General features: G+C 71.4%; 24 protein-coding genes and 1 riboswitch. Of the genes, 13 read left to right on the forward strand and 11 right to left on the reverse strand.

Translation table 11 applies throughout. The features are described 5' to 3' along the window. Positions 1–224 precede the first annotated feature (224 nt). Genes UWG_RS0117450 through UWG_RS0117460 form a run of 3 tightly spaced genes read left to right on the forward strand, consistent with a single transcriptional unit; the run spans position 225 to position 2,840 of the window. Complete coding sequence (locus UWG_RS0117450; RefSeq protein WP_016908505.1) at positions 225–1,034, forward strand: ABC transporter permease; 810 nt, start codon at positions 225–227, stop codon at positions 1,032–1,034. After that, positions 1,027–1,863: an ABC transporter permease gene (locus tag UWG_RS0117455; protein ID WP_016908506.1), complete on the forward strand. Its 837-nt coding sequence runs from the start codon at positions 1,027–1,029 to the stop codon at positions 1,861–1,863. The genes UWG_RS0117450 and UWG_RS0117455 overlap by 8 nt, the downstream gene beginning before the upstream one ends. A 2-nt stretch (positions 1,864–1,865) precedes the next feature. Next, on the forward strand, positions 1,866–2,840 hold the full coding sequence (locus UWG_RS0117460) for an ABC transporter ATP-binding protein (RefSeq protein WP_016908507.1): 975 nt from the start codon (positions 1,866–1,868) through the stop codon (positions 2,838–2,840). A 4-nt stretch (positions 2,841–2,844) separates the two neighbouring features. Here UWG_RS0117460 and UWG_RS0117465 read toward each other — a convergent pair whose 3' ends face one another. Then, entirely contained in the window at positions 2,845–4,143 is a 1,299-nt protein-coding gene (locus tag UWG_RS0117465; protein ID WP_016908508.1) for an SGNH/GDSL hydrolase family protein, read from the reverse strand. A gap of 559 nt (positions 4,144–4,702) precedes the next feature. Between UWG_RS0117465 and UWG_RS0117470 the strand changes: the two genes are divergently transcribed. The 4 genes from UWG_RS0117470 to UWG_RS0117485 all read left to right on the forward strand — a co-directional run bounded on the left by UWG_RS0117470 (position 4,703) and on the right by UWG_RS0117485 (position 9,331). Beyond that, complete coding sequence (locus tag UWG_RS0117470) at positions 4,703–6,055, forward strand: DUF445 domain-containing protein (protein WP_016908509.1); 1,353 nt, start codon at positions 4,703–4,705, stop codon at positions 6,053–6,055. Between the two features lie 28 nt (positions 6,056–6,083). Further along, on the forward strand, positions 6,084–6,326 hold the full coding sequence (locus UWG_RS0117475) for a DUF3311 domain-containing protein (protein WP_016908510.1): 243 nt from the start codon (positions 6,084–6,086) through the stop codon (positions 6,324–6,326). Next, complete coding sequence (locus tag UWG_RS0117480; protein WP_016908511.1) at positions 6,323–7,855, forward strand: sodium:solute symporter family protein; 1,533 nt, start codon at positions 6,323–6,325, stop codon at positions 7,853–7,855. Before UWG_RS0117475 ends, UWG_RS0117480 begins: the two co-directional genes overlap by 4 nt. A 342-nt stretch (positions 7,856–8,197) precedes the next feature. Beyond that, on the forward strand, positions 8,198–9,331 hold the full coding sequence (locus UWG_RS0117485; protein ID WP_016908512.1) for a glycosyltransferase: 1,134 nt from the start codon (positions 8,198–8,200) through the stop codon (positions 9,329–9,331). An 87-nt stretch (positions 9,332–9,418) separates the two neighbouring features. Here the strand turns inward: UWG_RS0117485 and UWG_RS0117490 are convergent, their stop codons facing one another. Both UWG_RS0117490 and UWG_RS0117495 read right to left on the reverse strand, forming a co-directional pair. Then, positions 9,419–9,718: a DUF397 domain-containing protein gene (locus UWG_RS0117490; RefSeq protein WP_016908513.1), complete on the reverse strand. Its 300-nt coding sequence runs from the start codon at positions 9,716–9,718 to the stop codon at positions 9,419–9,421. Further along, positions 9,715–10,533, reverse strand: coding sequence for a helix-turn-helix domain-containing protein (locus tag UWG_RS0117495; protein WP_016908514.1), 819 nt, complete (start codon positions 10,531–10,533; stop codon positions 9,715–9,717). Before UWG_RS0117495 ends, UWG_RS0117490 begins: the two co-directional genes overlap by 4 nt. A 105-nt stretch (positions 10,534–10,638) precedes the next feature. On the opposite strand from UWG_RS0117495, the gene UWG_RS0117500 reads away from it, so the two are divergent. Continuing rightward, positions 10,639–10,857: a hypothetical protein gene (locus UWG_RS0117500; protein WP_016908515.1), complete on the forward strand. Its 219-nt coding sequence runs from the start codon at positions 10,639–10,641 to the stop codon at positions 10,855–10,857. Positions 10,858–10,891: 34 nt separating this feature from the next. On the opposite strand, the gene UWG_RS0117505 is transcribed toward UWG_RS0117500, so the two are convergent. Next, positions 10,892–11,977, reverse strand: a complete 1,086-nt coding sequence (locus tag UWG_RS0117505; RefSeq protein WP_016908516.1) for a Gfo/Idh/MocA family protein — start codon at positions 11,975–11,977, stop codon at positions 10,892–10,894. Positions 11,978–12,014: 37 nt separating this feature from the next. After that, positions 12,015–12,275 carry a hypothetical protein gene (locus UWG_RS0117510; RefSeq protein ID WP_016908517.1) on the reverse strand — a complete coding sequence of 87 codons (261 nt, stop codon included), beginning with the start codon at positions 12,273–12,275 and terminating at the stop codon, positions 12,015–12,017. Between the two features lie 221 nt (positions 12,276–12,496). Between UWG_RS0117510 and UWG_RS0117515 the strand changes: the two genes are divergently transcribed. Both UWG_RS0117515 and UWG_RS0117520 read left to right on the forward strand, forming a co-directional pair. Beyond that, entirely contained in the window at positions 12,497–13,276 is a 780-nt protein-coding gene (locus UWG_RS0117515; RefSeq protein ID WP_016908518.1) for an HAD-IIA family hydrolase, read from the forward strand. A 206-nt stretch (positions 13,277–13,482) separates the two neighbouring features. Beyond that, entirely contained in the window at positions 13,483–14,250 is a 768-nt protein-coding gene (locus UWG_RS0117520; protein WP_016908519.1) for a class F sortase, read from the forward strand. 66 nt (positions 14,251–14,316) lie between these two features. Here the strand turns inward: UWG_RS0117520 and UWG_RS0117525 are convergent, their stop codons facing one another. Together UWG_RS0117525 and UWG_RS0117530 are read right to left on the reverse strand one after the other, a co-directional pair. Beyond that, a complete protein-coding gene (locus tag UWG_RS0117525; protein ID WP_016908520.1) occupies positions 14,317–15,090 on the reverse strand; it encodes a CbtA family protein in 774 nt (257 codons plus the stop codon). A gap of 14 nt (positions 15,091–15,104) precedes the next feature. Then, a complete protein-coding gene (locus UWG_RS0117530; protein WP_016908521.1) occupies positions 15,105–15,320 on the reverse strand; it encodes a CbtB domain-containing protein in 216 nt (71 codons plus the stop codon). Positions 15,321–15,352: 32 nt separating this feature from the next. Beyond that, a riboswitch (cobalamin riboswitch) is annotated at positions 15,353–15,468 on the reverse strand. Between the two features lie 289 nt (positions 15,469–15,757). Here UWG_RS0117530 and UWG_RS0117535 point away from each other — a divergent pair. Then, a complete protein-coding gene (locus tag UWG_RS0117535; protein ID WP_016908522.1) occupies positions 15,758–16,804 on the forward strand; it encodes a glycoside hydrolase family 6 protein in 1,047 nt (348 codons plus the stop codon). Between the two features lies 1 nt (position 16,805). Here UWG_RS0117535 and UWG_RS0117540 read toward each other — a convergent pair whose 3' ends face one another. Continuing rightward, on the reverse strand, positions 16,806–17,273 hold the full coding sequence (locus tag UWG_RS0117540; protein WP_016908523.1) for a GNAT family N-acetyltransferase: 468 nt from the start codon (positions 17,271–17,273) through the stop codon (positions 16,806–16,808). 501 nt (positions 17,274–17,774) lie between these two features. Here UWG_RS0117540 and UWG_RS33065 point away from each other — a divergent pair. Both UWG_RS33065 and UWG_RS0117550 read left to right on the forward strand, forming a co-directional pair. Next, positions 17,775–18,044, forward strand: a complete 270-nt coding sequence (locus UWG_RS33065; protein WP_029391534.1) for a hypothetical protein — start codon at positions 17,775–17,777, stop codon at positions 18,042–18,044. Further along, the gene (locus UWG_RS0117550) at positions 18,041–18,349 is read left to right on the forward strand and encodes a hypothetical protein (protein ID WP_157838566.1); all 309 of its coding nucleotides are present in this window, start codon (positions 18,041–18,043) and stop codon (positions 18,347–18,349) included. The genes UWG_RS33065 and UWG_RS0117550 overlap by 4 nt, the downstream gene beginning before the upstream one ends. Before the next feature lie 170 nt (positions 18,350–18,519). Here the strand turns inward: UWG_RS0117550 and glxA are convergent, their stop codons facing one another. The 3 genes from glxA to UWG_RS0117565 form a co-directional block, all read right to left on the reverse strand. Beyond that, positions 18,520–20,514 (reverse strand): radical copper oxidase GlxA, encoded by a 1,995-nt coding sequence (gene glxA / locus UWG_RS0117555; protein WP_016908526.1) that lies wholly within the window; start codon positions 20,512–20,514, stop codon positions 18,520–18,522. Then, a complete protein-coding gene (locus UWG_RS0117560) occupies positions 20,511–22,487 on the reverse strand; it encodes a glycosyltransferase family 2 protein (protein ID WP_016908527.1) in 1,977 nt (658 codons plus the stop codon). The genes glxA and UWG_RS0117560 overlap by 4 nt, the downstream gene beginning before the upstream one ends. 686 nt (positions 22,488–23,173) lie before the next feature. After that, a complete protein-coding gene (locus UWG_RS0117565) occupies positions 23,174–23,767 on the reverse strand; it encodes a lytic polysaccharide monooxygenase auxiliary activity family 9 protein (protein ID WP_016908528.1) in 594 nt (197 codons plus the stop codon). Positions 23,768–24,034 lie beyond the last annotated feature (267 nt).

Here is a 24,034-nt window from a genome sequence, read left to right on the forward strand (position 1 = left end):
TCGGCTCCGGGGCGCTCACCCTGAGGGGTGAGAAAACTCCGTGGCGACGCCGGGGAACGCTGAGCTAGAGTCCGTCGCTTCGGTTCACCGCGCCCGTTGTCGCCGGCCGCGACGGCTCACGTCCGTGCTCCCCGCACGTCGCTGCGGACACCACTGCGCCGTCGTCCGCACCGGTCGACGCCGAGGTCGTGCCTACTGGGAAGACGGCGGAGGGAAGCAAAAGGATGCGCCTGCTTCTCCTCTATTCCACCGTGCTGCGCGGGGGCTTCCGACGATATGCGACATACCGGGTCGCAACGGTGGCCGGAGTCTTCACCAACACCGTCTTCGGGTTCATCCTCGCGTACACCTTCCAGGCCCTCTGGAGCGAGCGCCCCCGACTCGGCGGCTACGACGAGGCGCAGGCGCTCACCTTCGTCTGGATCGGGCAGGCGATGCTCGCCACCGTCGCGCTCATGGGCGGCGGCTTCGAGGAGGAGTTCCAGCAGCGCATCCGTACCGGCGATGTCGCCGTCGACCTCTACAGGCCGATCGATCTCCAGCTCTGGTGGCTCGCGAGCGACCTGGGGCGCGCCGGCTTCCACCTCCTCGGCAGGGGCGTCGCACCGATGGCGGTCGGCGCCTTCGCCTTCGACCTCGCGCTGCCCTCCGAGCCGTCGGTGTGGGCCGCGTTCGCCGTCTCGGTCCTCCTCGCCGTCCTCGTCAGCTTCGCCGTGCGCTACCTCTTCGCGCTCTGCGCCTTCTGGCTCCTCGACTCGCACGGCGTCAGCACCCTCAGCACGCTGCTCGGGGTCTTCTTCTCCGGGATGCTGCTGCCGCTCACCGTCTTCCCCGGCTCCTTCGGCGAGGCGGTGCAGCAGCTCCCCTGGGCCGCGATGCTCCAGGTCCCCGCCGACGTGCTGCTCGGCGCGCGCGAGGGCGGCGACGTGGTGGCGGGGTGGGGCTTCCAACTCGGCTGGGCCGCCGTGTTGTTCGCCGTGGGCCGGGCGGTGCAGGCGCTCGCGGTGCGGCGCGTGGTGGTGCAGGGTGGTTGAGGCGATACGCCGGCGGGCGGCGGTCTTCCTGTGGGGCGTGCGCGCATACGGGTTCATCGCCGGGATGTGGGTGCGCTCGACGCTGGCGTACCGCACCTCGTTCCTGATCATGGCGACGGGGAACCTCCTCACCACCTTCCTCGACTTCGTCGGGATCATGATCATGTTCTCCCACGTGGAGACGCTCGGCGGCTTCACCCTCGCCGAGGTCGCCTTCCTCTACGGGACGTCGAGCACCGCTTTCGGCCTCGCCGACCTCTTCCTCGGCACCTTCGACCGGATCGGCACCCGCATCCGCGACGGCACCCTCGACACCCTCCTCGTCCGCCCGGTCCCGGTGCTCGCGCAGGTCGCCGCCGACCGGTTCGCGCTCCGTCGGCTCGGGCGGGTGGCGCAGGGCGGTGCGGTGCTCGTCTGGTCGCTCCTCCGGCTCGACATCGAGTGGACGGCCGGACGCGTGCTCCTCACCGCGGCGATGCTGGTGAGCGGCGGCGTCATCTTCGGCTGCGTCTTCGTCCTCGGCGGGGCCTTCCAGTTCTGGGCGCAGGACGCGTCGGAGGTGCAGAACGCCTTCACCTACGGCGGGACGACGCTCCTCCAGTACCCGCCGACCCTCTTCGCCAGGGAGCTGGTGCGCGGCGTCGTCTTCGTGGTGCCGCTCGCCTTCGTCAACTGGCTGCCCGCGCTACGGGTGTTGGGGCGCGAGGACCCGCTCGGCCTGCCGGGCTGGGTCGACCTCGCGTCGCCCGCCGTCGCGCTCGTCTGCTGCGCGCTCGCCGGGCTGGCCTGGCGGCGGGGGCTGCGCGCCTATCGGAGCACCGGGAGTTGAGCATGGGAGCAGCGGCCGAACCGTTCCTCGAGGTCGAGGGGTTGGAGAAGGTCTTCCGCATACGTCGCCGGGCGGGGCGGCTGCGGCGGGAGCGCGTCGAGGTGCGCGCCGTCGACGGGCTCTCCTTCACCGTGCCGCGCGGCGAGATGGTCGGCTTCATCGGGCCCAACGGTGCGGGGAAGTCCACCACGGTCAAGATGCTCACCGGCATCCTGGCGCCGAGCGGGGGCCGGTTGCGCGTCGCCGGGCTCGATCCGTCGCGGGAGCGCGTGGAATTGACGCGGCGGATCGGCGTCGTCTTCGGGCAGCGTACGACGCTCTGGTGGGACCTGCCGCTGCGCGACTCCTACCGCCTCATGCGGCGCATGTACCGCATCCCCGCGGCCCGTTACCGGGAGAACCTCGACCGCTGCACCGAACTCCTCGACCTGGGCCCGCTCTTGACCGTCCCCGTCCGGCAGCTCTCGCTCGGCCAGCGGATGCGGGCCGACATCGCCGCGGCGCTCCTCCACGACCCGGAGGTCCTCTACCTCGACGAGCCGACGATCGGCCTCGACGTCGTGAGCAAGTCCGCCGTCCGCCGCTTCCTCGCCGACCTCAACTCCGAACGCTCCACGACGGTCCTGCTCACCACGCACGACCTCGGCGACATCGAGCAGCTCTGCGAGCGGGTCCTCGTCATCGACCACGGACGGCTCATGTACGACGGCGCCCTCGCCGGGCTCCACGAGGTCGGCGAGAGCGAACGCGTCCTCGTCGTCGACCTGGCGCGTGAACTCCCGCCGATCAGCGGGCTCGACGGGGCGCGGACGCTGCGGACCGAGGGCCCGCGGCAGTGGCTCGCCTTCCCGGCCTCGGCGAGCGCCGCGCCGCTCGTGGGGCGGGTGGCCGCGGAGTACCCGCTCGTCGACCTGTCGGTGCAGGAGCCGGCGATCGAGGACGTGATCGCGCGGATGTACGCGGGGCGTACCGGCTGAGGGCTCAGAGCTTCGCGGGGCCCGAGCGCTTGAGGAGCTTGAGGTCGAGCGCCTCCGCCATGGCGCGGTAGCCGTTGTCGCTCGGGTGGAGGTGGTCGCCCGAGTCGTAGGCGGCGCGCAGGCGTTCGGGGTGCGCGGGGTCGCGGAGGGCCGCGTCGAAGTCGACGACGGCGTCGAAGACCTTGCCCTCGCGGATCTGCTCGTTGACCTGCTGGCGCACCTGGTCGAGGTGGGACCGGAAGCCGCGGTGGCCGCCGAAGGGCGTGAGGGTGGCGCCGACGACGCGGAGTCCGCGCGCGTGGGCCTGCCCGACGATCTGGCGCAGGCCCTCCACGATCCGGTCGGGGTCGCGCTGCCGCGGCGGCTTGATGATGTCGTTGAGCCCCATCTCCACGACGACGGTACGGACGCCGGTGCGCGAGAGGACGTCGCGGTTCATGCGCTCCAGGGCGCTCGGGCCGTTGTTCGGCGAGTACTTGCTGCCGTTGATGAGGACGCGGTTCCCGCTGACGCCGGCGTTGAGGACGCTGTAGCGCGGTGCGCCGCGCTCGGTCCGCAGCCGCTCGGCGAGGAAGTCGGTCCAGCGGCGGTTGGCGCCGGGGCTGGAGGTGATGCCGTCGGTGATGGAGTCGCCGAGGACGGCCACGGCGCCCTCGGTCTCCGCCGACCAGACGTCGACGCCCGTGAGGTAGCGCCAGTACGGGCTCTGCTGGGTGAACGCGGTCCCCGAGGTCTCGTCGGCGCGGTCGCCCTGGGCGACGTAGCTGGTCTGGCGCGCGTACGGATGGTAGGAGACGGGGCCCGAGGGCTCGGGCGAGTAGGTGGTGACGAGGAGGTCGGCGGCGTGCGGGACGTTGAGGCGTACGGCGTCGCTGGTGACCTCCTGCCCGGCGGGGATCGTCACCGACTCGCGGTCGCCGAAGCTGAGCCGGCGCATGGTGCCGGCGGCGGCCGTCGGGTTGCTGGGGGCCGCGGCGAGCGCGAGCGTCGCGTGCGAGATCACCAACGGGCGGTTGCCGTAGGTGTTGGAGAGCCGGATGCGTGCGCCGGTGCCGCCGACGGACGTGTGGACGACGTTGCGTATGGACATGTCCATGAACCCGTCCTGGGTGCCGGGCTCGGCGGCGACGGGCGACGCCGACCAGGAACCGACCCAGTTGCCGGAGGAGGCGGGGGCGGCGGAGTTGCGCGCCTGCGGGGAACCCGAGTCCAGCCCTGCGTCGGTGTTGCCGACGCCGATGAAGATGGCGGTCGACACGAGGACCACGATCGCCGCTAGGCCGGCGAGCAGGGCATAACCCATGTTCCTGGTCACGCGCGGGGACTCTCCTCAACTGGCGGGGCCCGCAGGGGCCTCCGGAATGATCAGCGGTGTCATGATCCCACGATCCGGTACGGAGTTCGCACGGGGCGCGAGAGGATACAGCCGATGGCGGGCCCTCCTTCCGGCACCCTGCGATGCCTTGCCGCGTGCGTACGCCGGGTGCCCGCGCCTGGTTGCGCGCGGGGCGGGACGCGTCCATGTCGTTCCGCCGTCACAGACGCAGGAGTCACCTGTGCCGTTCCCTCGCCGGGCGGCGGACTTCCGGGATCCGCCTCGGGTGGAGGGAGAATGGGCCGGGTCGCCCGGCCCGGTCCAGGACCCGCGAGGATCGTCGCACGGGCGGCCGAGACGGCGTCCGAATCCGGACGCCACCGGGGCGGACCTGCACGAACGCCCCGGCCGGCGGTCGGAAGGGCGGCCGGTTCGAGAGGAGCGCGGTCGCGCGACCGCGGCGAGGGCGGAGTCGATGGAACCGAGGAGCGCGAGCGAGGACACCGGTCGTGACAATGCTCACGCGGGTGCACCCTCCGGAGCCGGAGTGGCCGGAAACGGTGCCCCGCGCAAGGGAGTTGCCGAGAGCGCCGACGCGACGGCCGGACTCGCGCCGCGAGGCCCGAGCGCGCCCGCCTCCCGCGGCAGCGCCGAGGCGGAGGCCGAGCGGCGCCGCGGGGTGCGTCGGATGAAGACGATCGCCACGGGGGCGCTCCTGCTGATGGCCGTCGTCTTCGTGCTCGCCAAGTGGGCGGGCCACGCGGGAGCGGGCGGCTGGACGGGATACGTCGCCGCGGCGGCCGAGGCCGGGATGGTGGGGGCGTTCGCCGACTGGTTCGCTGTCACGGCGCTCTTCCGCCGGCCGCTGGGGCTGCCGATCCCGCACACCGCCATCATCCCGACGAAGAAGGACCAACTGGGCACGAGCCTCGGCGAGTTCGTCGGCGAGAACTTCCTCTCCCAGGAGGTCGTGCGGACGCGCCTCAGTGCCGTCGGCATCGGGGACCGGCTCGGCGCGTGGCTCGCCGAACCGGGGAACGCCGAGCGCGTCACGGCGGAGTTGGCGACGGCGCTCCGCGGCACGCTGACCGTCCTGCGCGACTCGGACGTGCGGGTCGTCGTCAGCGAGGCGATCACCCGCAGGGCGCGGAGCCAGGAGATCGCCCCCGGGCTGGGGACGCTCCTTGCGCGGATCGTCGCCGACGGGGGGCACCGCCGCGTCGTCGACCTCGTCTGCGCCAGGGCCGCCGAGTGGCTGGAGGTGCACAGCGACTCGGTGCTCCAGGCCGTCGAGTCGGGGGCTCCCGGGTGGACGCCGCGGTTCGTCGACCGGCGGGTCGGCGAGCGGGTGTACCGCGAACTCCTGCGCTTCGTCACCGAGATGAGGGACTCGCCCGAGCACCCGGCGCGCGACGCGCTCGACCGCTTCCTCGCCGACTTCGCGCGCGAGCTGCGCGAGGACCCAGCCACCCGGGCGCGCGTAGAGCGGCTCAAGAGCGACCTCCTCGGCCGGCCCGAGGTGCAGGAGCTCATCGACTCGGCGTGGAGCGCGGTGCGCGGGATGCTCGTCGCCGCCGCCGAGGACGAGCGGAGCCAACTCCGGATGCGTGCGCGGGACGGGCTCCTCTCGCTCGGTGGACGCATGTCGGCCGACGAGCAGCTCCGACGCAAGATCGACGGGTGGGTCGAGGGCGTCGCCGTCCACCTCGTCACCACGTACCGCGACGAGATCACCTCGCTCATCTCGGAGACCGTCGCCGGATGGGACGCCGAGCAGACGACCCGGAAGATCGAGAACCAGGTCGGCAGGGACCTCCAGTTCATCCGCATCAACGGCACCGTCGTCGGCGCGCTCGCGGGGCTCGGCCTCTACACCGTCGCGGGGTTCTTCGGCGTGTGACCGCGGGCGCCGCCTAGGATCGCCTGCCGTGCGTACCCGTCCGCAGCTCCTCTGGCTGCTCGCCCCCCACGTGCTGTACCTCGCCGCCGTTCCGCTGGTGAACCGGGTGCAGCCGACGCTCTTCGGCGTCCCCTTCCTCGTCTGCTGGCTGCTCTTCGCGACGCTGGCGACGCCGCCGCTCGTCCACCTCGCCCACCGCGCCGACCGGCGCCGCGTGCGCGAGGCGCGTCGGCGTGCGGGCTCCGACTCCGCGCCGGGGGAGGGAAGTTGAGCACCGACGCGCTCGTCTCCACCGCCGTCCTCGCCGGGTTCCTCGTCCTCACCGTCGTACTCGGGCTCCTCTCGACGCGCGGACGCGCGAAGGGCGGCGGACTCGCCGACTGGTCGGTGGGCGGGCGGAGCCTCGGCACCGTCTTCATCTGGGTGCTGATGGCGGGCGAGGGGTACACCAGCTTCAGCTATCTCGGGGCCGCCGGGTGGGGTTACGACTTCGGGGCGCCCGTGCTCTACGTCGTCGCCTACATGTCGCTCGGATACGCGCTCGGGTACGTCGTCGGGCCGATGCTCTGGTCCTACGCGAGGCGGCACGGGCTCGTCGGGATCACCGACATCGTGGCGCACCGGTACGGGAGGCGGTGGCTCGGCGGCGGGGTCGCGGTGCTCGCCACCGTCTTCCTGCTGCCGTACATCCAGCTCCAGATCACGGGGATGGGCGTCGTCGTCTCGACGGTCTCCTACGGGGCGATCAGCCTCGACTGGGCCTATTTTCTGGCGTTCGCGGTGACGACGGGGTTCGTCGTGCTCAGCGGGTTGCGGGGGAGCGCCTGGGTGTCGGTGCTCAAGGACGTGCTCGTGGTGCTGACGCTCGGTTTCCTCGTCGTCTTCGTGCCGCTGCACTACTTCGGCGGATACGGCGAGCTGCTCTCGCGGCTCGTCGAGGAGAAGGGGGAGTGGCTCACCTTCCCCGGGCACGACTCGGGGGGCCTGGGGGAGGGGTGGTTCATCTCCACGAGCCTCCTCAACTCCCTCACGGTGGTGATCTTTCCGACGACCGTCGCCGGCTACCTCGGCGCACGCAACGCCGAGGCGCTCCGGCGGAACGCGGTCTGGCTGCCCTTCTACAACGTGCTGCTCTTCGTGCCGATGCTGCTCGGCCTCGCCGCGCTCTTCGTCGTGCCCGAGCTCTCGGGGGCCGACTCCAACCTGGCGCTCTTCAAGCTCGTGATCGACTCGCTGCCCGGGTGGCTCGTGGGCATCGTGGGGGTGGCGGCTGCGCTCTCGTCGATCGTTCCGATGGCCGTCTTCATGCTGGTGATCGGGACGATGTGGGGGCGCAGCGTACTGGGCGCCGTGCCGCGGCTCGCCTCGCGGCAGAAGCTCTGGTCCCAAGTCGTGGTCGTCGTCTCGGGGTTGCTCGCGCTGATGCTCACCTACACGGCGCCCAACACGCTGGTGCGGCTCTCCCTCATCAGCTACGAGGGGATGGCGCAGCTCGTCCCGCTGATCCTGCTGGGGCTGGTGTGGCGCCGGTTCACGCTGCCGGGGGCGCTGAGCGGGCTCGCGGTCGGCGTCGGCGTCGTCTGCGGCCTCGTCTTCACGGGGCACGATCCGCTCTGGGGCGTCAACGCCGGTCTCCTCGCGCTGGGTTGCAACCTCGCGGTCGCGCTCGTCGTCACGTGGGTGGGTCCGCGGGGGCGGGAGGACCGTCGGCCGGACGCGGAGGTGCTCGCGTCCGATCTGGGGGGCGGGGAGCCGGAGGATGCGGGGGTGTTGGCGGCGGTGGGCCGGAAATCGCTGTAGGGAAGGACGGGGTGCGGCCTTTCCGGCTTTCCGTGCGCGCGCTGCCGCGGGTCCGTCTCTCATTCTGTTGTGCACCGGAGGGGGCTATTGCGGTCTGAGGGTGCCAGGGCGTGAGTCTCGACGGCATTCTCCCCCGCCTTCCCGGTCTTCGGAGCGCTGCATTCCGTATCCCGGCTGTTTCGTCGGCGTACCTGCTTCCGCGCGAACAGGGAGGCCCAACCACCCGCCCCAGCCGACTAGTTCACGCCAACCGACTGCCCTGCTCGGGTCGGAAAAGCTCGGGGTGACGCGCTGTAGGGTGCGGAACACCCAAGCTCGTTTTCGATACGTCCGAGGATGCCCATGAAGCTTCTGTTCAGTGCGACCCCTGCCTTCGGCCACATACTTCCGGTGGTTCCGCTCATGCAGGCGGCGGTCGGTGACGGCCACTCCGTGGGGCTGCTGTCGTGCGGGGAATTCCGGGCCGCGGTCGGTGAGGAACTGCCGCCGGAGGTGGAGTTCCTCGATGCGGGGGTCATGCCGGACGTGTTCTCCGAGGAGGCGGGCCGCCGCACCGGCGCCGACGTCTTCCATCCGACGCCCTCGACCATCGGCGAGATCTTCGGTGGGGCCCGGGTGGACCTCGCTGTGGAGGAGAGCATCGACCGGGCCACCGCATGGGCTCCGGATCTGATCGTCGCCGAGCCGTTCGACGCGGTCGGCCCGCTCGTCGCCGCCCGGCTCGGTATCCGGTGGCACCAAGCCGGTATCGGCCCCGCACTGCCCGCCGTGATCACCGATGAGATCGCGCGCGTGGCCTCGGCCCGGTACGACCGGCTGAACCTCCGCCCGGTCGCCGCCTCCAGCTACATCGACCCGTGCCCGCAGCAGCTCCAGGACCCGGACTGGTCCCCCGTCGTGCCGGTGCGGCCGGTCCGGCCCCAGGCCCACCGGCGACCGAAGGACGTCGCGCTCGACCTGCCGGAGCCCGGCGGGCGTGACCGTCCGACGGTGCTCGTCACCCTGGGCACGATCTTCTCGGACCCGGACACTCTCTCCGCGGCCGTGGCGGCGGTCGCGGAGACCGGAGCCGACGTGGTCGCCACGCTCGGGTCGTCTTTGAGGCATCCCACCGCGGGCCAGGCGGCCCGGACCGACTCGGCGAACGTGCGGTACGTGCCGTTCGTTCCGCTGGACCAGTTGCTGGAGAAGGTCGACCTGGTGGTGGGTGCGGGAGGCATCGGCACGGTGGTCGGCACCTTCGCGCACGGCCTCCCGATGGTGCTGTGGCCCCAAGGCGCCGACCAGCCCCTCAACGCCGCACGCGCCGCCGCCTCCGGAGCGTCGATCACGGTGGACTCGACGGCCGACATTCCTCGGGCCGTGACGGCGGTGCTCGGGGAGGGCGCGTACCGGGACCGCGCCCGGGAACTCGCGGCCGAGATCGCCCAACTTCCCCCGGCGGACACGGTGATCGCGGCGATCACGCGTCCGTAGGGGGAGTCGTCTCCCGTCGCACGGCTGTCTGCCTTCTCCGCCTTGCGAGGAGGAGAAGGCAGACGTTCTCGGCGCGACGCCGCGAGATCAGGGGCTGGTGTGCGGGAGGAAGGCGGCCCAGGCGTCGGCGGGGAAGGCGAGCCCGGTGACGGTGCGGTCCTTCGAGTCGCGGACGTGGACGGTGTGGGGACAGGCGGCTACCTCGACGCAGTTGCCGCCCTCGCTGTTGCTGTGGCTCGACTTGTGCCAGGAGAGGGCGACTTCGATGCAGGCGCCGCCGTCGGTGTTGCTGTGGCTGGACTTGAACCAGGAGAGGGCGACTTCGACGCAGTTGCCGCCGTCGTCGTTGCTGTGGCTGGACTTGAACCACGTCAACTCGGTTCTCATAGCTCCTCCGCCAACTTGCCGATGTATCGCGCCGACTCCTCGGGGCTGAGGGCCTGCCGCAGGATCATTTCATGGCGCTGGATAAAGTTGCCCACCTTCTCCGACTCGACGTACAGCACACCCATCTCCTGACCCTCCTCGTAGGCCAGATACTCGTGGTCGGGAGTCTTGAGGACGACGAACGGGCCTCGCAGTCCGGCGTGCGCGCCTCGGTCGGTAGGTAGGACCTGTACGTTCACGTGCCGTGGCTTGCCTGCCTCAATGAGGTGGAACAACTGGGTCGCCCAGACGTCAGCCTCGCCGACCTTGCGCCGGAGGGCGGCCTCCTCGATCACGAAGCTGAACGCCTTCGTCTGCTTGGCCAGCAGACTCTGACGTTCCAACCGTCCCCTGGCCCGTTCGTCGATCGTCTCGTCGTCCAAGGGCGGGCAGTGGGCACCGAGGAGGGCGCGTGCGTAGCCCTCGCATTGCAGCAGCCCCGGGATGAACTGAGTCTCGTACCAGCAGAGGGCCACCGCCGCGCTCTCCGCCTCCATGAAGTCCTGCGAGTACGAAGGAAACCGCTCCGGCCGCAGGAACTCCTCGGCCGCCGCCAACTTCCCGTGCGCGCCGCAGAGTTCGTCGGCGATGCGCAGCACGTGGGCCTGTGGCTTGCGGACGCCGCGCTCCATGCCCTTGATCGAGTCGATGCCGTACTTGGCCTCGTCGGCGAGCTGCTGGCGCGTGAGGCCGGCGGCCTCGCGCCAGCGTTTCATCTGGTCTCCGGCGTACCGCCACGCCATCGGGCGCTCGTCGCCGTTCCTGCCGACCGGCATCGGCCACCTCCCCGCCCGGGCAGGGGGAGGTGCCCGGGGGTACAACCACCGTGCGTACCCGCGCTGTTACTCAGAAGCATACGCCCGAGACGGCACGCTTCCGGCATGAACAGCGAGATCCCCCCGGTCGGTGCGTACGCGGTCGACACCCGGACCAACCGCATCGGCAGGGTGATGGACGCGGGTGGCCCGTACGTACAACTGCGGCCGCCGACGGGCGGCTACGAGTGGGACGTCCCGCCGGAGGCGGTCCGCGCCGCGGGCACGCTCGAGGAACTGCGTGCCCGCGTCCGGGAGCGCAACTGGCACAGCGGGCTTCCGTGAGGCGGTCAACGAACCGCGCACACAACCCCGTTGGTCAGCCCCGTGCCTCGCCGATCAGCACCCGGCAGCCGTTCGCCGCCGAGGTGCGGGCCGCCTGGAGGACCTCCAGGGTGGCGGCGGCGTCCCAGGCGGTGACCGGTGGCGGGGCGCCCTCGCGCAGGGAGCGGACGATGCCGCGGTAGTACGCCGGGTAGTCGCCGTCGAGGCTCGGCACGGGGTGGGCCTCGTCGACGGTGCCGAGCACGCCCCACGCCGGGTCGGGCTCGACGCCCCACGGCATGTCGGGCGCCGGGCGGGCGCCCGCGCGGAGCGCCGCCTCCTGCGGGTCGAGCCCGTACTTGACGTAGGCGGCCGCGCTCCCCGACGCGCGGAAGCGCGCCCCGTGTTGGGCGGCCGTCGAGCTCGCCCACAGGTGGCTGCGGACGCCGGAGGCGTGGGTGAGCGCGAGGAAGACGTCGTCGTCGGCTCCGGCGCCCGCGCGGCGGGTGTCCACCTCGGCGTAGACGGCGGCGACGGGGCCGAAGAGCACGAGCGCCTGGTCGACGAGGTGGCTGCCGAGGTCGTAGAGCAGGCCGCCGAACTCTTCCGGGTCGCCCGACTCCCGCCAGCCGCCCTTGGGTTGCGGGCGCCAGCGCTCGAACCGCGACTCGAAGCGGTGGACGTCGCCGAGCGCCCCGCGCTCCAGCAGCGCGGCGAGGGTGCGGAAGTCGTTGTCCCAGCGGCGGTTCTGGAAGGCGGAGAGGAGCAGCCCCTTGCCCTCGGCCAACTCGCCGAGCGCCACCGCCTCCCGGGCCGTCGGCGCGAGCGGCTTGTCGACGACGACGGGGAGCCCGGCCTCCAACGCGCGCCGGGCGAGCGGCACATGGGTGCGGTTCGGCGAGGCGATGACCACGAGGTCCAACTCCTCGGTACGGGCGAGGAGTTCGTCCGCGGTGCCGAAGACGCGCAACTGCGGGCCGAGTTCCTCGACCGCCTGCGCCGCGCGCCCGGCGTCCGAGGTGACGACGGCGGAGACGCCGATGCCGTCGACGGAGGCGAGGAGCGGGGCGTGGAAGTAGCGGCCCGCTGTGCCGTAGCCGATGAGGCCGGCGCGGAGCTCTCCTGGGGGCGGTGCGTTCATGTGCCGAGTCTCCCAGCGTCCGCCGGGGACCGCAGGCTCAGCCCCCGACGGCGAGGAAGAGGAACGACCACAGCAGCGCGACGATCCCGGCCGCGAACCCGCTCTTCGCGAGCCACGAGGGCCGGACGTCGTGCGCGAGCGCGCCGAGGACCAGCGCCGACGTCCCGAGGATGATCCCGAAGGCGAAGAAGGCGAGCACGCCGCAGGCGACGCCCGCGACCGCCAGCCCGTCGCCCTCACGGAGAAACCTCTGCGGAGCCTCCGCTTCCGCGCCGGCGGACCCACTCACCTCGCCCATAGCGGGCACCTCCCGAAGAATCGGCCGAGTCGACCTCATGCCCCGTACGTACGCCACGCTAACGGGCGCGGTGCGTGAGAAGGACCGCTTGGCGCATCCTCGCCGCCCGCGAGGTCGGGGCCCCGCAGCGGGAGCCCGCCCGCACCCCTCCGGTTACGCTGAAGCCCCGGGTCCGGGCGGCTCGGGCGCACCTTCGACGTCGACCGGCAGGGAGCCCGCACGTGGCAGAGCGCAAACCCATCGAGTCCTGGCTCACCGACATGGACGGTGTGCTGATGCACGAGGGCATCCCGGTCCCCGGCGCGGACTCCTTCATCAAGCGCCTCAAGGAGTCCGGACGCTCCTTCCTCGTGCTCACCAACAACTCGATACACACCCCGCGCGACCTGACCGCCCGCCTCAGCCGCATCGGGCTCCACGTACCCACCGAGAACATCTGGACCTCGGCGCTCGCCACCGCCCAGTTCCTCGACGACCAGCGCCCCCACGGCACCGCGTACGTCATCGGGGAGGCAGGACTGACGACGGCGCTCCACGACATCGGCTACGTCCTCTCCGACCAGGAGCCCGACTACGTCGTCCTCGGCGAGACGCGCACGTACAGCTTCGAGGCGCTCACCCGCGCGATCCGCCTCATCAACGCCGGCGCCCGCTTCATCGCGACCAACCCCGACGAGACGGGCCCCTCCGCCGAGGGCGCCCTCCCCGCGACCGGCTCGGTCGCGGCGCTGATCACCAAGGCGACGGGCCAGGAGCCGTACTTCGTCGGCAAGCCCAATCCGCTGATGATGCGCGCGGGGCTCAACGCGATCGGCGCGCACTCCGAGACCACGGCGATGATCGGCGACCGGATGGACACCGACGTGCGGGCCGGCATGGAGGCGGGGCTGGAGACGTTCCTCGTCCTCACCGGGCTGACCAAGGCCGACTCCGTCGAGCGGTTCCCCTTCCGCCCGTCCAACGTCGTCGACTCGATCGCGGAGCTCGTCGACCTCGTCTGAGACGGGCGCTCCGTACGGAGTAGCCCGGGATGCGGGCGGGCTGCGGGGCTTGCAGCGTCGGGGGTACCGACTGCTCGGGAGGTTCCGTGTCGCTTGCGTCCGCTGCCCGCTGCCTTGCGCCCCTCGGTGGGTGCGGGGCGATCCCCTACGTGCCGCCCCGCGGTCGCGCCCGTGCGGCGCGGTGCGCGGGAGAGGGGTGAGCCGGCTTGTCCGAGCAACGGACCGCGGGCCGCGGCGGATCGGTGCGCCGGCGGGTGCTCTTCGCCGCCGGGTGGGTTCTCCTGCTCCTCGCCGTCTGGGTGTTCGCGCGCGGCGCCGTCTCGCTCCACGCGGGCGGGCCGCTCGCCGGACTGCCCGGCAGCCTCGCCGAAGCGGGGCGCCTCGCCGGGGGCGGGCCGGAACACCGTGTCCCGAGTGGGACGGCCGAGGGGCGTCCGTACGCCGAGGGGCCGCAGAGCGGTCCTGAGCGTCCGCGGCCGGGGGCGCACGAGCCGCTCGCCGGCGGTGCTGTGCCGCGGACGCTGGTCATCGAGGGCCTGGGCGTGCGCGCCCCCGTGGTGCCCGGTGACGAGGGAGCGCGGCTGGTGCCGAGCGGCCGTCCGGACGCCGTCGGCTGGTACAGCGGCGGGCCCCTGCCGGGTGCCGACGGTACGGCGCTGCTGGTGGGCCGGTCGGACGCCGGTGCCCTCGCCGGGCTGGCGGAAGTCCGGCCGGGGGAGCGGGTCGGCGTGGTGCGTGGCGGGTCCCGCGTCGAATTCACCGTCGCCAAGCGCCAGTCGGTGGAGTGCGGGAGCCTCACCGAGAGCCCGCACCCCTCGCAGCCGGCCGGAGGCCCGCAGGACCCGCTCGGCGGGCCCGCGCCGCACGGCGGGGCGCACCGCGCCGAACTCCGCCTGCTCGCCTGCACGCAGGAGGGCGGGCCGGGCGCCGACGTGATGGTCTCGGCGTACCTGACGGGGGTGCGGAAGAGCTGAGTGCCGGAGTCGATACGCCGCCGTACCGAGGTAGGCCCTCCGGGGTACGGCGGCGTACGCCCGGGGTCAGCCCCTTCCGGACGTCCGTCCGAGGCCGAGCGCGCCGAAGACGCCGCCGAGGCACGCCCACAGCACGGCGTGCCCGGCGAGCGAGAGCACCCGGAAGTCCCAGAGCAGCGTCGGTGCCACCGGGACAGGGTCCGGGTTGGACGGCAGCAGGAAGAGCGCGACGACGGTGAGGACGACCGCGCCGGCGGCCGCCGTGTGCCGGACGGGCGCACCGAACCGCGCGCGCGCCAGGCGCAGTTGCACCTGCCAGGCGAGCACCGTTCCGAGGACGCCGACGGCGAGCGCGGCGACCCACAGCGCCTGCCGCTCGCTCACCGTCCCGCCGTCGCCCACGCCCGGCGGGTTGGCCGGGTACCGCAGCCCCGGCAGCAGCGAGAGCGCGAGGAATCCGGCGCCGGCGAGGAGCAGCGCCCGCCGCCACGGCCCTTCGCCGTCCACCGGCCTCCCGCGGTGGACGGCCGCGTGGACGAGCGCGAAGAAGACGCCGACGGCGAGCCCGACGACGACGGCGGTGACGACGAGCCCGAAGTGCTGCGTACCGCGGGTGAAGAGCTCCTCCTCGGCGGCGTGCACATGCCCGGCCGCCGCCTCCTCGGCAGCCGCCCGCTTCTCCTCGGCGACGATCGCCTTGTCCATCAGCGGCTCGGCGAGCAGCAGCGCGAAGAGCCCCGTGCCGAGCCCCGCGGCGCCGCCCGCCAGGACGCCGCGGCCGAGAACGGGCAGCAGCGGCAGGGGAGTCGGCGCGTCGACCCCGGTGGAGTTGTCGCTCATGGTCCGCCTCCCCGTCAGTGGCACGGGGCGCCGAAGAGGTGGCGGCCGTCGTGGGAGAACTCGTGGAGGTACTCGCCGGTGGCGGAGACGAGGTGGCCGTTGTCGACGAAGACGGCGTAGAGCGCGAGCAGCGCGACGAGCGCGGCGGCGACGGCGATCAGCAGATCCCGGGCGCGTACGGCGGCCGGGCCCGCGTCCGGTGCGGCCGTGCCGGCGGTGTGCGAGGACATCGCAGAACCTCCTCCTGGGGTTACCACGCCCCATCGGTGGAGAAGCGACGGGTCAGTTCCTGACTCCCGCTGCGGTGCAGCGGTCACAGTGGCGGGACCGTCCCGGATTCGCACCGGGTTCCTGCGCACCGTCGCCCCGTATGAACATGTGTGGCTCGGACGGTGGCATCACCGGGTGGGCATGTCAACGGCGCCTCGGTGTGAGCGGTTCCTGGTGCCCTGCTCAGCAGGGGTGCATGGCGGACGCAGCCGACCGTAACGGGATCTCCACAACCTCTCGCTGCCCGCCTCCGGCGCCGTCCCGTGTGACACGATGGCCGGAAGCCACAGGTGCTCAGGGGGGCCGGAGCAGCCGTCGGCGGCGCAACTCGCGCCGGCCGCGGGGCAGTTCCGTCCGGAAGTCGGTCGAGGCGCATTCACCACCCGAGGGGGAGTCGATGTACGGCAGTCACGGCGGCCGCGGACACCGCGGTGCCCGGGCTCGGCTGGTCGCGGGCAGCGCGGTGGCGGGGGCGGCCCTGCTGCTCGCCGGCTGCTCCTCGTCCGGGGACTCGGACGACGACGGCGCCGGGAAGCCGCAGGAGAAGCAGCGGCCGAAGTCGGAGGCTCCCTACTGGGTCAACCCGGAGGGCAAGGCGGCCCGACAGGCCGCCGAGTACCGGGAGGACGACGACGACCGCAACGCGAAGCTCATCGAGCGCATCGCGAGCCAGCCGATGGCCGACTGGGTGCGCCCCGAGGACGCGAAGGCGCAGACCGAGCAGCTCACCAAGGCGGCCGAGAAGGCCGACCGCAGCGCCCTGCTCGTCGTCTACAACATCCCGCACCGCGACTGCGGCCAGTACTCGCAGGGCGGCGCCGGCGACGCCGACGAGTACCGCGAGTTCGTCGACGCCGTCGCCGAGGGGATCGGCGACCGGGAGGCGACCGTCGTCGTCGAGCCGGACGCGCTGCCGCACCTGCTCGCCGAGGGGTGCACACCGGAGGAGTTCCACGACGAGCGGTACGCGCTCCTCAAGGAAGCCGTCACCACGCTGAAGGCGAAGCCGAAGACGAAGGTCTACCTCGACGCCGGCAATCCGCTGTGGGTGCGCGACCCGGGCGGCCTCGTCGAGCCGCTCCAGCGCGCCGGCATCGGGGAGGCCGACGGCTTCGCGCTCAACGTCTCCAACTACCAGACGACGGCGTCCAACAAGGCGTACGGCAAGAAGCTCTCGGCGATGATCGGCAACAAGCCGTTCGTCATCGACACCAGCCGCAACGGCAACGGCCCCGTGAAGGGCGCCGAGGACGAGGAGTCCTGGTGCAACCCGGACGGCAGGGCGCTTGGCGAGGAGCCGACGACGCGCACGGGCGAAGAACTCGTCGACGCCTACCTGTGGATCAAGCGTCCCGGCGAGTCGGACGGGGAGTGCAAGGGCGGGCCCAAGGCCGGCGCCTGGTGGCCGAAGTACGCGCTCGAACTGGCGCGGAACGCCGGGTAGTTCACGGGCGGCGGACGTCGCACCGGTAGAGCTGGCGAGGGCCGCCCTCGGGCCCCGGCGGTGCGGGCTCGGCCGGGGAGAACCCGAGCCGTTCGTAGAAGGCCCGGGCGCCGCTCGCCTCGGCACCGGGATGGGCCGCCCCGAAGGTCACGACCTCGATTCGCCCCGGCGGCCGGACGAAGCGCCGCACGCACTCCGCAAGGAGCGCGCGCCCCACGCCGCGCCTGCGCGCCTGCTCGGTGACGACGAGCCAGTCGAGGTGCGCCGGTCGGCCGGGACCGAAGAGCACCCCGCCGAGGAGCTGTTGCGCCCCCGGCCGGACGAGTGCGGTGCCGCGGACGAGATGCCTGCCCAGCGCCCGCCGGAAGCCGGGCACTTCGACCATGGGACCGAACCACTGCTCGACCTCGGCCGCGAGGCGCAGCAGCCCGTCGGTGTCCTCTTCCGTCGCCGTGCGCACGCCCGCCATCCATGCGATTCTGCCAGCATCCCGTGCTCGCAACCCGGCGCCTCGCGCCCGCAACAGGGCGCGCTTCCGGTGGAGTTGTGAGACGGCACGGCTTACGGGGTGCGCCGGCGGTAAGTTGGGATTGCGGATGTATACGGGGTGCTGGGCGGGTTCGGGGGTGCGGCTGAGTGGGACTCGGTGGTCTGTCGGGAGCAGGTGCGAGGTGAAGCAAATTTCGGGTACTCGCTCGTAGGAGTGCAGGTCGGGAAGTGTGGTCCCCGCGCGTGCGGGGGTGGTCCGCCAGTCACGGTGCCGATGCCTGCGTCGGTCGAGTGGTCCCCGCGCGTGCGGGGGTGGTCCGGCCGACCTCACGGTGGAGACGACCGAGCAGGAGTGGTCCCCGCGCGTGCGGGGGTGGTCCGGACTCGCTCAAGGCCGTCGGTGCCCTGATCCTGTGACCCCCGCGCATGCGGGGTGGTCCAGTACCGTGTAGGTCAAGACCATGTGCACCTCGGAGGGGACATGAGCGCTCAGCCCGAACATTCCGTAGATCCGCGGGTTCGCCCCATCCCCCGCACCATCGATTCCGTTGCCGATGCGTTGAGCGGCGCCAAGCGGATGGCGTTCTACGCCGAGGTCGGCCGTGCTCAAGAGGGCCCCGAGCTGAACGAGACGCTGCACAAGTGGTGGATCGAGGCCCTGTGCGACGCGGTGCCGGGGCGCGGGCGCCGGCTCGCCAACGCGGACGCCGGCCGCGGTCTACGGCCGCTCCCGGACATGGTCGGCGAGTGAGCGAGCCCCGCCGTGGCTGGACGGTGTACTGCGTCGAGGACGCAGCGAACACGCTGGAGGCCATGCGGCTGAGCGGCAAGGTCGAACTGCACGACCGGGTCGTGCAGTTCCTTCAGGCACTCGCCGTCGAGGCCGGCGCCGCCGTCGACGCGGAGAAGGAACTGCCCGGTCTCCCCATGGGCGACGAGCGCTACAACGTCGACATGCCGGGGGTGCCGGTGCTCATCAGCTACAGCCGCTATCCCGGGCTCCGCGAGTTCCGCGTGACGGATGTGATCTGGCTTGACATCGGCGATGATCAGTGACCCGGCCCGCCGCTGAACGAAGGACGTGCGGGAGCCGGGCGCGGGGGCATGCGCATGGAAGGCTCTTTCCCTAGTTCGACGGAACTCGCACCCGTCGACCGGCCCCAGCAACTATGGCCCCCCGCAGGCGGGGGGCCACTCCACTGCAAGCCCCCCGCCGCAAGCCCGCCCTACGGGTCCTGCTGCGTCGTCGTCACCGTGCCGGCCTGCGCGTCGACGTTCACCTTGACCCAGCGTGCCTTCGACGGGATGCCGTCGCCGTCGACCGCGTACACCATCCACCAGCCCGGGGTGACCAGCGACGGGTCGTCGGGGATGCGGGTCGAGAGCTTGCCGTCGGCGCCCTTGGTCAACTTCAGTGCCACCGAGGACTGTTCGGTGTTGGTGACGTGGGTGAACGAGCCGGGCCGCACGAGGCGGAGCTTCTCGATGCGCTCGGCGTCGTCGCTGCGGAAGGAGAGCGGGTCGCCGATGTCGACCGTCTTGCGGGGGGCGCCGAGGTCCGCGAGGTGCGGCTGGTCCTTGCCCTCCTTGTTGAGGTACGGCGGGGTGTAGATCTCGATCCGCTGGTCGAACTCGCCCGGCTTGGTGTTCGCCTTGTCGGAGAAGAGGGAGTCGGAGCCGAACGTCATCACCCGGCCGTCGGGGAGGAGCAGCCCGCCCGAGTGGTAGTTGCGGCCGACGAGCGGCTCCGCCGCCTCGTCGTAGGCGTTCTTCGCGGGGTCGTAGAGCGCCGCCTTGAGGACGTTGGAGTCGCTCTTGCCGCGGTACTGCTTGGAGCCGTTGGTGGTGAGCACGGTGTCGTCGGGCAGGACCACGCTCGACGGGTAGCGGACGGCGTCGTAGAGGTCGGGCCCGTCGGTGAACCGCGGTTGGTCCTCCTTGAGGTCGACGATCCGCGTCTTGTTGGTGGACTTCGGGGACTCGCCGACGCCGCCCCCGCCCTGCACCATGAACTTCCGCGACTGGGTCGGCGGCAGCGGCACGGACATCGAGGTCTCCAGCACGTCCGGGTCGCTCATGCCGGGGATCTTCTGGAAGCGGTTGGTCTCCAGGTTCCACAGCCCGGGGACGCGGCCGCGGTTGGCCGGGCCGTAGCCGGCGTTGGTGCCGGAGAAGAAGACCTTGTTCTCGCCGACGAGGTGGAGCCCCGGGTAGGTGGGGAAGAAGCGCTTCCGCGGAAGGAAGGACCACTTCTTCGTGTCGGGGTCGTAGATCTCGTTCTTGCCCGGCACGACCTGGCCGATGTCGTCGAGTCCGGAGACGGAGAGGACCTTGCCGTCCTGGAGGGTGAGCTGCGTCGGGTACCAGCGTGCCTCGTGCATCGGGTCGACCTTGATGTAGCGCTCGGCCACGGGGTCGAACTCGTAGGCGTCGCGGATGCCTTGGAAGTCCTTCTTGTCGAAGGAAAGCTTCTGCGCGATGCCGTAGATGTCCTGCTTCTCCTGGCCGCGGAGGCCGCCGACGCGGTACTGGTCCTGGGCGCCGGTCTGGTACTTGCGGCCCTTCTTGACGGCCTCGACGTAGACGCGTGAGAGGTTCGACGTCACCTTCGCCTCACCGGTGGCGGGGTCGACCTTCTTCTTCGCCCGGGGCACCACGATCGGGTCCTTGGAGACGAAGGTCATGCCGTTCTTCCGGCCGGTGAACTCGGTGCCTGCGGGGAGGGTCTTCGCCTTGTCCGGGTTCTCGTTGTAGACGATCATGAGGCCGCCCGCGCGCTGCACGTCGCCCTCGAGCGTCTCGTACCGCTGGGTGCCGCCCGCGACGAGGAGCTTGCCGTCGGGGAGCTGGTTGTGGCCGGAGCAGAAGAGGTCGTTGGGCGTCGGTATGTTCTTGAAGCTGTTCTTGACCGGGTCCCAGAGGACCGAACGGAAGCTCTTCGCGGCGAAGTTCTTCGCGTCGTTGCCCGAGCCGGCGACGAGGAGGACCTTGCCCGTGTTGAGCAGCGCGGCGTGGATCGTGTTGATCCGGAACTTCTCCGGTATGTCGACGATCTCCCAATGGCCCTTCTCGGCCTTGTACTCGGGCTGGTTGATCTTGTAGTCGTGGTATTTCTCCGACGCGACGCTGTACAGCGCGGGCCCGTTGAATCCCACGATCGCGAGTACCACCACCGTGCCGATCGTGAGGCGACGGGTACGGCGGCTTACGCGGAACTTCATTTGTTGCGTCCCCCAAGGGCGATCTGCATGGTGTCGTCAGGCGAGCCCGCCGGCCCCGGCGCGCCCTGGGGCGAGGGGCCCCGGCCGCCGGCGTCCACGCCGGCAGGGGGCGCCGCCGGCGGCCCCTGCCGGTGCTTCCTCGCGTTCTTCCGCTTCTTCTTCTCGGCGCGGACCGTGACCCGCCAGCCGATGATCGGCGCTGCCGTGATGAGCAGGGCGAGCGCGGCCCAGGTCAGCATCGCGGGGTGGTCGTGGCCGAGGAAGAAGGACCCGGCGAAGGAACCACCGAAGATCACGATGAAGAAGAGGTGGACCCGGAAGGTGCCGAAGAGCGTGTCGGGGCTCGCCGAATTCCCCTTCGGCGTGACGACGAACTTGCTCTTCCTCCGCAGCACGGTGTCGAAGAGCGAGCGCGCGTAGATCGGCGCGGAGAGCGCGGACATCAGCATGCCGGCGAGGCCGCCCGAGCCCTCCGGTTCGTGCGGGGAGACGTTGTGCCGGCGGTTCCAGATGTAGAGACCTATCTGGAGCGCGGAGGCGTTGCCGTAGAGGGCCATCCAGATCGTCGGGTCGATCTGCACGCCGGAGGCGCCGACGCCGAGGAAGAGCGCACAACTCAGCGCAGCGAGAATCCAGTTCATCGCCGAGATCGGGTAGAAGATCATCAACATCGTGTAGTTGAAGAGCTTCCCGATCGGCAGGGTGAACAGGCCGCGCCAGTACTGCTTGAGGATCGTCTCGTAGGTGCCGCGGGACCAGCGGAGCTGCTGCGTGAAGAAGTCGGTCCAGGCGTTCGGGCCCTCGCCGACGGCGAGCACGTCGGGTGTGTAGACCGAGCGCCACTTCCGACCCGTCTCCGGGTTCCGGTGGCGGTGCATCTCGAAGCCGGTGGCCATGTCCTCCGTGATGGAGTCGTAGAGCCCGCCGATCGCCTTGACCGCCTTGACGCGCACGGCGTTGCTGGTGCCGACGAACATCGGCGACTCGTAGCGGTTCCCGGCCCGCTGGATGAGGGCGTGGAAGAGGAACTGCTGGGACTCGGCCGCCTTGGTGATGAAGTTGTCGTAGTTGCCGTAGACCTGCGGGCCGATGACGAAGCCCACGTCCGGGTCGCGGAAGTAACCGAGCATCCGCTCCAGGTAGTTGGGGAGCGGGACGTGGTCGGTGTCGACTCCGGCGAAGAAGTCGTAGTCGTCGCCGTGCGCGTCGAGCCAGGCGTTGTAGTTGCCGTGCTTGGTCTTGGCGCGGAAGGCGCCCTTCGGCTGGTTCCACTTCTCGACGCCCTTGCGGGAGAAGTGGTGCACGCCGAGGCGGCGGCAGACCTCCTTGACCTGCGGGTCGTCGCCCTCGTCGAGGAGCCAGACGTGCATCGTTCCGCGGTGGCGGATGCGGACGGCGGCTTCCAGCGTCTTCGTCACCATCTCGATCGGCTCCTTGCCGGGCACGAACGAGGTGAGGAAGGCGACGCGGGTGCCGGACTCGGGCACCACGGGTATCGGGTCGCGCGCGACCAGGGTGGCGTGCGCGTTGGAGACGACGTTCATCGTGCGGAAGAGCTCGATCAGGCCGATGGCGACGAGCATCACGATGTCGAGCTTGAGCACCAGGTCCGAGACGGCGCCGTCGTCCCGCTTCGTCCAGTGCTCGGGCTGCATGAGCCAGACGAGCAGCCCCGCGGAGAGCAGCGGGGCGAGGCAGAGGAGGAAGCCGGCGCGGAACCTGTGCGGCTCGTCGGCAAGCAGACTGCGGTAGGCGACGCGGTACGGGCGCCCGGGCGGCGGCTGGTTGAGCGGGCCTGCGAGGCGGCTGTAGTGCTCGTAGTCGTAGCGGGGCAGCGCCCTGCGCGTCCAACGCCCGGTCCTGCCGCTGCCGTTGCGGGCGCGGCCCGGCCGCGGTATGCGCAACTGGGTGGTCCGCGTCGCGTCCTGACCGGTGTGCGCCCCTGTGTCGTCCGGCGGCGTCGACGGCGTCATGCGTCCATCCCCCCGCACGCAGCTGGCTGCGTGTACTCGTGCTTGCTCGGGTCCTGGCCCCCCTGGCCCGAGCGCGGCGTACTTCGACCGCCGAGTGCCAGGACTCCGTACGGCCTCGTGCGGTTCCAAGGTCGATCCAACGATTCCGTTTCCGCCGGTGGCCGGACGCGCCTTCTGCGGTGCTGTGTTGTACGCGTTGACGCGGTCTCTCGCGCGGTGTTTGTCCGGTGTTCGTCCGGTGTTCGTGCGGTTTCAGCAGTCTCGTTGACTCGACGTTAGGTTCCCGGACTCCCCACATGATCGCAAGGGCGAAACAAGCTGTTCACACCGGAACGGAAGGGATTGCCGAGTTCGGTGTGACCAACACGTCATCCCCTTGCGACCTGCGCTGTTCCTGCACGGTGCGGCCCCGGCGAGCGGGCCCCGGCGGGGATGCTCCGTGCGCCCGACGCCGGGCGGCGCGGGGTGCGTTCACACTTTCCGGGGGACTGGAATCGTACGGAGGTGAGCCGCCGCGCACGGGTGTACGGCGGCGCTCTCACGGTTCCGGTTCCGCCGGCGACGCGCACCGGCGACCGAGGGGCGTGCGCACGAGAGGGCCGGGCCGCCCGGTTGCGGCCCGGCCCTCTCGCATGGGGGCTGGACGTGCGGCGTTCACCGGCGGACGGGCCCGCCGCGGGGGTGCGTCAGAACTCGACGTCGGCGCAGGAGTAGAAGGCGTTGGCCGTGTCGTCGATGTTCCAGACGCCGAGTATCAGGTGCTTGCCCGACTTGCCCTCGGGAAGCTGGCCGTCGGCCGTCCACTCGGCCGGGGGCTGCTCGCCGTTCATCGGCACCGTGAGGAAGGGCTCGGACTCCAGGTCGGCGCGGGTCAGCGGCTTGCTCGCGTCCCAGCCGTCCTTGGTGATGTAGTACCGGAAGTCGGTGGTGGAGTGCATCGCCGTCAGGTTCCACTTGAAGGTGAAGTCGCCGCCGGCGTCGAGCTTCGTGGTCGGCCAGTCGCCGCCGCGCGGGTCGTCGAGCTGGGCGAAGCCCTCGTTTCCGCCCGAGCAGATGCTGCCGTCCTCAGGGCCCGCCTCGGGGAAGCCCTTGGGGCCCTCGACGCTCTGCGGCTCGTGCTCGATGGAGCCGCAGTCGCTCACCGTGCCCTCGGCGCAGTACGCCTGACGGCTCATGGGGTCCTGGCTGTAGCCGTGCCCCTGCGCGGAGCCGCCGGTGAACAGGATGGCGGCGCCGCCGAGTCCGAGGCCGACGGCGGCTGCTGCGATCTTCTTGCGCATGTTCGCTCCTTTTGTGCTGTGGGGGGCGTGAGGAGTGTGGGGGCCTCACGGGAGACGACGCGGTCTAGACCAACCTGCAAACTACTGGGCTGTTCCTCGGCATGTCCAGACCAATGCAAGAGGAATCCGGGGTTCCTTGAGGGTGCCGTTCGACCCTGCCGCACCGCCGCGACGGTCGTGGCGCACCCGGAACGGCCGGGTGGATGCGGTAGGCATGACGACGGACAAACCGTGCGCACCCGCACGCACCCGTCGAAACCCGCACGC

The sequence above is a fragment of the Streptomyces xiaopingdaonensis genome (assembly GCF_000262345.1).
Lineage (GTDB): Bacteria > Actinomycetota > Actinomycetes > Streptomycetales > Streptomycetaceae > Streptomyces > Streptomyces xiaopingdaonensis.